Source organism: Chitinophaga sp. (assembly GCF_035564935.1).
GTDB lineage: Bacteria > Bacteroidota > Bacteroidia > Chitinophagales > Chitinophagaceae > Chitinophaga.
Genome location: NZ_DATMTE010000361.1, coordinates 1 through 6,446, shown reverse-complemented (window position 1 = coordinate 6,446; position 6,446 = coordinate 1). Strand labels below are relative to the sequence as shown.

Genomic DNA, 6,446 nt, shown 5'->3' with positions numbered 1-6,446 from the left:
ATCCCATTTTTTTAATATAGATTCATCCACAGAGCGGATATGCAAATCCCGCTGTGGATAAGGGATTTCAATCCCCGCCTGGTTGAGTGCCGTATAAATAAAAGACATCACCTCGTTTTGAAGCCTTCCCGCATTATCAAGATCGCCTACCCAGAAGTATACCTTGAAATTCACTGCGTTGTCTCCAAAGTCGGTCAGCTGTATAAAAGGACCCGGAACAGTGAGTACATCCTTACGCCCGGTAAAGGCAGAGCTGATAATTTGGGTAACCTGGTCAATATTGCTGCCATAGTTCACGCCGATCGCCAATGTTATCCGCTTATTCCGGTTGGTCCTGGTCCAGTTGATCAGTTGTTGTGATATAAGGTCGCCGTTGGGAACAATCACTTCAGAGCCATCATAGGCGCTGATCTTGCTGGAGCGGATCCCTATTTCTTTTACAACGCCTGAACGGGGGCCGAGCTCTATCACATCACCAACTTCTATCGGCTTTTCAAAAGCGAGAATGATACCGGATACCAGGTTGTTCACAATATTCTGCAAGCCAAAACCAATACCCACGCCGAGGGCGCCAATTACAATGGTAATTTTGTCCATCGGGATACCGGAGGCGGCAAATGCCAGCAGTACACCGCCGGCCAATACAGCGAGGCGGAGTAACAATAAGGCGGAGCCGAATTTTGTTTTCTTATTGGGATTGGCACTCTGACCTGTGTTGCCAAACATATAGGCAATCAGCTGGGAAGCCACAGTAGCCACCCATATCACGAGTATAAAAATGATGACGCTGCTGAAAGTAAAATCTGAATTGCCGAGTTTATGCCGGGAGGAAAGAACATCTGCAATAACCTCGTAAATGATATCATACAAATAAACACTACGGGATATAATCACCAGCCACCCTACAAAGGCCAGGATGGTCAGAAATGTTTTTAGCTTTTTCTGCACCTCCTGGTAGTCCATAAAGGAAATGAAGGTGCTGGAATCTTTATTGGCTTCTACCTGCAGGTACACGGCCTCCATCAGTATTTTTACGAGTATAAACAGGCTCAGTGCCATCACTGTGCACACAACCGCTGTAGATCCCATTATTTTGGCGGTGCCTACCCTGGCTAAAATAACCATGATCAGGGAAAAGGCGCTGGTAAGCATGAACAGCATCAATACGGGCCGGGTAAATTTCGGTTGGGCAAAGGTGGTGAGCGACGATTCTTTCAGCAGCCGGTTCCCCAGCAGCAACGAAAGAACAGCGCCGATCAGTAATCCCCATTGTTCCGCATAGGTGATTTCAATCAGCAGGTTATTCATACTGTAAATGAATAACAGGCCGGTCAGTAATAACCAGCTTCTGAATAATGTTTTAGGAAGATGCGTGCGAAAAATAAAGCTCAGTGCTATCACATTTAAACCCCAGGTGATTTCTGTAAAAAGAATGGGATAGCGTACCGATAGTACGGAAGATAATGTAGCAATCAATACAATGGTACACGCTACCGGGTAGCGGTACAGGTACCGGGCATGCTGCAGAATGGTTTCTCCTTCCTGTTCTGTATGGTTATGCCGTATGCGTTTAATATTATTGTATACCCACCAGGAAAATAATATTGCCAGCAACAGCCACACAAAAAATACAGGCCATTGTATGGAAAAGAAGATGCCCAATACCTTTGTGCTTTTATGCAGCGAATTTTTCAGTACGGGGAAAAACTCAAGCGGGTTGATACTGTCGCGGTGAGGCTTCCACAAATACCTGTAGTCACGTGCAAACATGTTGGAGGCAAATTGCTGCAGTCGGTAGTCCATGTCCTCATAAAGGTTAGAGGCTTCAATATAACGGTTAGCCACCTGGTTTTGCAGCAGTCCTATCTTAATCAAACTGGCCTTATTGGCACTGTCTACCAGGCGGAATTTAAGCACCAGGTTAGTCACCTGCCCGAGGTAAAATCCATACAGATCATCTTCAGACGGAACGTTCCGCATGGCGGTATCTCCGCGGATAAGGCGGATGGTATCATTAATATTTTTCAGCTTCTCATAATAAGAAAAAAGTGCCCCTTGCCAGGAAGTGAGTTTTCGCTGCAGCTGTTCCAGCATCACTTTGTTGGTATATATATCGTTGATGTTGGGGGTACGGCCCAAACTGGCAATATTGTACCTTATCAGCGCAAGGGAGGTGTCGGTAAGCGGAAGACCGGCAATTATCCTGGAGGTATCGAACCCGCGACGGAGGGAACTCATAAGATCATTCAGCGTAAGGGTATAACCCTCAATACGGTTGATCAGGATGGACACGGAGGTATCCGACTTTTTTACCCGGTTGGTATCCTTCGACAATGCCTGGATATTTTTGCTGATAGTGGCGCTGTCTACAGCCACCAGGTGAATGGTGTCCGCTTTTGCTTTATGTTTCCGGCCCTGTGCATCAGCGCTGTAATTTCCGGTGATCAGCACCGTTAGCAGCAGCAGCTGCAAAAAGCAGGTGTAATTAATATGTATCCTGGTAAACATGAAACAGTAAAATTGAATGATCTCTATGGAGGAACATTTTTAATGCCTAAATGTTCCTGAATTTAAAACTTTTAACCCTCCCGGCCGTTAAGTTTTCTGGAACCCGGTTGCTTAATTTGTCAGGTACCGGAATCCTCAGTATTTTGTATATGATTGGCGAGTCCAATGAAAACTAGCTTATGAAAAGAGAAACGCTCGTTGCCTCATTAAGAAAAGATCCCGACCCCTGGGATATTATAGTGATTGGTGGAGGCGCTACCGGTCTCGGCGCCGCCCTGGAGGCGGTAACAAGGGGCTACAGAACCCTGCTGCTGGAGCAGGTGGATTTTGCAAAGTCCACTTCCAGTAAAAGTACAAAGCTGGTTCACGGAGGCGTAAGGTACCTCGCTCAGGGCGATGTGTCGCTGGTAAGGGAAGCCAGTGTGGAACGGGGATTGCTGGCTGCCAACGCGCCTCACCTGGTGCGTAACCTGGCTTTTGTTATTCCGACTTTTAATTTCTGGGAGAACCTGAAATACACCATTGGCCTCAAAATGTACGATTGGCTGGCCGGCCGTCTCAGTCTTGGTAAATCGGTGCATATTTCCAGGTCGGCTACGCTGGAACGCTTGTCTACACTTAAGCCGGATAAACTCGCCGGAGGCGTGCTGTATCACGATGGCCAATTTGACGATTCCCGCCTGGCCATCAACCTGGCGCAATCCATTTCAGATAACGGAGGTACCGTATTGAATTATATGAAGGTGACCAGTTTGCGGAAAGACGAGCTGGGAAACATCAGCGGACTAACGGTGAAGGATACCCTGGATGGAGGCGGTGAAATTTATCTTAATACCCGGGCTGTGATCAATGCTACCGGCGTGTTTGCAGATGATGTGCTGGAAATGGATAACCCGGAGGCGCCCAAATCCATTGCGGCCAGCCAGGGAGTGCACCTGGTACTCGACAGCGATTTCCTGCCCGGGCATAACGCACTGATGATCCCGTCTACCAGCGATGGAAGGGTACTGTTTATTGTGCCCTGGCACAACAAAGTGGTGATGGGTACCACCGATACACCCATTAATCACATCAGCCTGGAACCACGGGCGCTGGAAGAAGAAATTGCTTTTATCCTCCGCACTGCCGGTCAGTATTTATCGAGGGCGCCGCAGCGTTCCGATGTACGCAGCGTTTGGGCGGGTCTTCGCCCGCTGGCTGCTGCTAAAGCAGAAGGACATAAAACAAAAGAGATCTCCCGCAGTCATAAGATCATTGTTTCCAAATCAAAACTTATTACTATTATCGGTGGCAAATGGACCACCTATCGCCGGATGGCGGAAGATGTTATTCAAAAACTGGAAGCAGCGCTGAAATGGAAGGCTACTTCTTCGGCTACCCATCACCTGAAGATCCACGGTGCTTCGGATAAGGTTAACTGGGACGATCCCTGGTATTTCTATGGCAGCGATGTGTTACACCTGCACCAGATGGTGGCGCGTGAGCCTGATCTGCAGGAGGAACTGAGCCGTGATTATCACATTATTAAAGCACAGGTAGTTTGGGCGGTGAAAGAAGAAATGGCCCGCAATATTGAAGATTTCCTGGCCCGCCGCACCCGCCTGCTTTTCCTTGATGCAGGGGAAGCCCTGCGTATAGCCCCTGCCGTAGCCCGGATCATGGCGGAAGTATTACATAAAGATGAACATTGGGTAGCTACGCAGATCAGCAGCTTTTCGGAGGAAGCGAACGGGTACCTGTTAAAATAATTTTCAGGAAGATGGAAACCGGTATGATCCCCATCTTCCTGAAAATCACATCCACTTAAACTTCTGATCGAAAGGTTTCATCCGTCTTCCCGGTTGAGCAGGTTCGTCTGTATAACCCATATAAAAGAAGCCCAGTACAAGGTCATCTTCTCCCAAACCAAAATAGTCCTGCATAGCAGGGTGGTAGGTCATACCGCCGGAACCCCAGTAAGCGGCAATGCCCAGGGCGGTAGCGCCCAGCCATATATTTTCCACGGCGCATGACACCGCTGCAATTTCTTCCAGCGCCGGGATCTTGGGATTATTGCCCCGTTTCATGCAAATCGCCAATACATGCGATGCCAGGTTGCCCTGTGTTTTCAGTTTATCGTAGTTGCCCGCAATGTATTTGTCTGCCGGGGTAAATTGTTTGTACATTTCAGCATGGTCGGTACAAAACTGCGCTACTTTGTCTCTGCTGTACACCACAAAATACCAGGGTTCCGTGTATCCGTGGGTTGGAGCCCAGTCGGCAAGCTGAAGCAGTTGCTGCACGGTTTCATCCGCAATCTTCCGGCCGTTCATGCTGGTAGGTTTCACCGTACGGCGGGCCGTAATTACCTGTTCCACTGCAGTGGGCGTTGTTGTTATATCCATGATCTGTTGTTTTTATTTTCCTGTTTCCAGGCGTGCTTTCATATCAGCAGGCAGCTTTGCTATTTTATGTGTTTTGTAGTTAAAGCATATCATGCCCGTTTTAGCTTCTGCAATCGTAATCATTTGTCCATTACGGTTAGCCGTGATGAGATAAAATAATTCAAAGCCCAGGGCGTTAAATTCACCAGCTGCAACAGCTATATCAAATACATCTCCATAAAAACCTTCTCCTTTGTAAGCAATAGCTACATCGGCCATAATAAAGCCACTGCCGGCTTCATGATCCAGCTCCTTGTAGCCAAGTGCGCCGAGGAAGCGGATCCTGGCTTCATGTATAATTGAGAGGATGGCATCATTGCCTACGTGGTTGCCATAGTTAATATCCTGTATCCGCACAGGCATTTGAAAATTGAATGGAAATGCTGCCGGTAAATCTATCTTAATCCTTGCCATTGTTATTTTTTAGGGAGATGCTAAACGTTTGTTGTCTGTTTCAGGAAAGCCACAAATTTTTCGAAGGCCCTTGCCCGGTGACTATACCTGTTTTTTTCAGAAAGATCCATTTCTGCAAAAGCCCGTGTTTCACCTTCCGGGATAAAGATCGGGTCATAACCAAACCCGTTTTCTCCTCTTACTGCCGTGGTGATGTGACCTTTGCTCACTCCCTCAAACTGGTGTTCCTTTCCATCCAGTATCAGGGAAATAACAGTGCGGAATTGTGCGCTGCGGTTGATCTGTCCTTCCAGTTCCTGCAATACTTTCACAATATTGTCGGCGGCTTCTTTCTGTTCTCCCGCGTAGCGGGCAGACAAAACACCAGGCGCTCCGTTGAGGGCGTCTATCTCCAGGCCGGTATCTTCTGCAAAGCAGTTTTCGCCCGTCATCCGGTGAATGGTAGCTGATTTTTCTGTGGCATTGGCTTCCAGGGTATCGTGTGGCTCCGGGATATCTATGTCAATACCGGCTTCCAGGAGGGTGACGATCTCAAACTGAGATCCCAGTAACGACCGGAACTCTTTTACTTTATTCTGGTTATTGGTAGCGAATATCAACTTCATATTATTGGAAAAGAAATTTAGATGCCTAATAATTGTTTTAAGCCGGCCCATAACCTGGCTTTCAGTACTTTATCGCTGCCTATCAGCGATAGTTCATCAGAAAATAGCAGCGTGGTGCCGTTTACCGTTACCAGTTGATAGGGAGGAATGTCATTCAGCCCGAGTTGCTCCGGTGCAATCCCAAATACAACGCTCCGTTCTATCTTCATGGCGGTTTGCCAGTCGGAAAAAGTGAGGGAAGGGTAGGTGATCACGTTAATAAGTGATACATCCTGCATGCCTAGTTTACAGGCATTTAATATATTGGTAAGGAGGTTGAATAATTCTTCGTTTAAGTACGCTTCATTTTCATTTTGTATGAAGAGCGCAATGTTTTTTTGATTTTCTCCTAAATATTTGACTTTGGGCACCACTTTTTCCGCGGTGGGCGCTGGCGTGCTTTTCCCGGGAATGATTGGCTGGGTAAAGATTTTAGCCAGGAAGTACGGATCAAGTT

The 6,446-nt window shown here is 47.4% G+C and carries 6 protein-coding genes; 1 reads left to right on the top strand and 5 read right to left on the bottom strand.

The window, feature by feature from the left end; translation table 11 throughout:
• Positions 1-2,508: mechanosensitive ion channel family protein (locus tag VN105_RS09535; protein ID WP_325640205.1), on the bottom strand; the 2,508-nt coding region annotated here is incomplete at its 3' end.
• A 179-nt stretch (positions 2,509-2,687) separates the two neighbouring features.
• Here VN105_RS09535 and VN105_RS09530 point away from each other — a divergent pair.
• Positions 2,688-4,256 (top strand): glycerol-3-phosphate dehydrogenase/oxidase, encoded by a 1,569-nt coding sequence (locus tag VN105_RS09530; RefSeq protein ID WP_325640204.1) that lies wholly within the window; start codon positions 2,688-2,690, stop codon positions 4,254-4,256.
• 45 nt (positions 4,257-4,301) lie between these two features.
• Here VN105_RS09530 and VN105_RS09525 read toward each other — a convergent pair whose 3' ends face one another.
• From VN105_RS09525 to VN105_RS09510, 4 genes are all read right to left on the bottom strand, one after another.
• Positions 4,302-4,892, bottom strand: a complete 591-nt coding sequence (locus tag VN105_RS09525) for a nitroreductase (protein WP_325640202.1) — start codon at positions 4,890-4,892, stop codon at positions 4,302-4,304.
• Positions 4,893-4,904: 12 nt separating this feature from the next.
• Positions 4,905-5,345 carry a thioesterase family protein gene (locus tag VN105_RS09520; RefSeq protein WP_325640200.1) on the bottom strand — a complete coding sequence of 147 codons (441 nt, stop codon included), beginning with the start codon at positions 5,343-5,345 and terminating at the stop codon, positions 4,905-4,907.
• A gap of 20 nt (positions 5,346-5,365) precedes the next feature.
• On the bottom strand, positions 5,366-5,950 hold the full coding sequence (gene rdgB / locus VN105_RS09515) for an RdgB/HAM1 family non-canonical purine NTP pyrophosphatase (protein WP_325640198.1): 585 nt from the start codon (positions 5,948-5,950) through the stop codon (positions 5,366-5,368).
• Between the two features lie 17 nt (positions 5,951-5,967).
• On the bottom strand, positions 5,968-6,446 hold a 479-nt coding region (locus VN105_RS09510; protein ID WP_325640196.1), incomplete at its 5' end, for a hypothetical protein.

What these genes read in the sequence shown, in the direction of transcription:
- VN105_RS09530 (WP_325640204.1), top strand. Translation starts at nt 2,688, where the DNA reads ATGAAAAGAGAAACGCTCGTTGCCTCATTAAGAAAAGATCCCGACCCC.
- VN105_RS09525 (WP_325640202.1), bottom strand. Translation starts at nt 4,892, where the DNA reads ATGGATATAACAACAACGCCCACTGCAGTGGAACAGGTAATTACGGCC.
- rdgB (WP_325640198.1), bottom strand. Translation starts at nt 5,950, where the DNA reads ATGAAGTTGATATTCGCTACCAATAACCAGAATAAAGTAAAAGAGTTC.
- VN105_RS09520 (WP_325640200.1), bottom strand. Translation starts at nt 5,345, where the DNA reads ATGGCAAGGATTAAGATAGATTTACCGGCAGCATTTCCATTCAATTTT.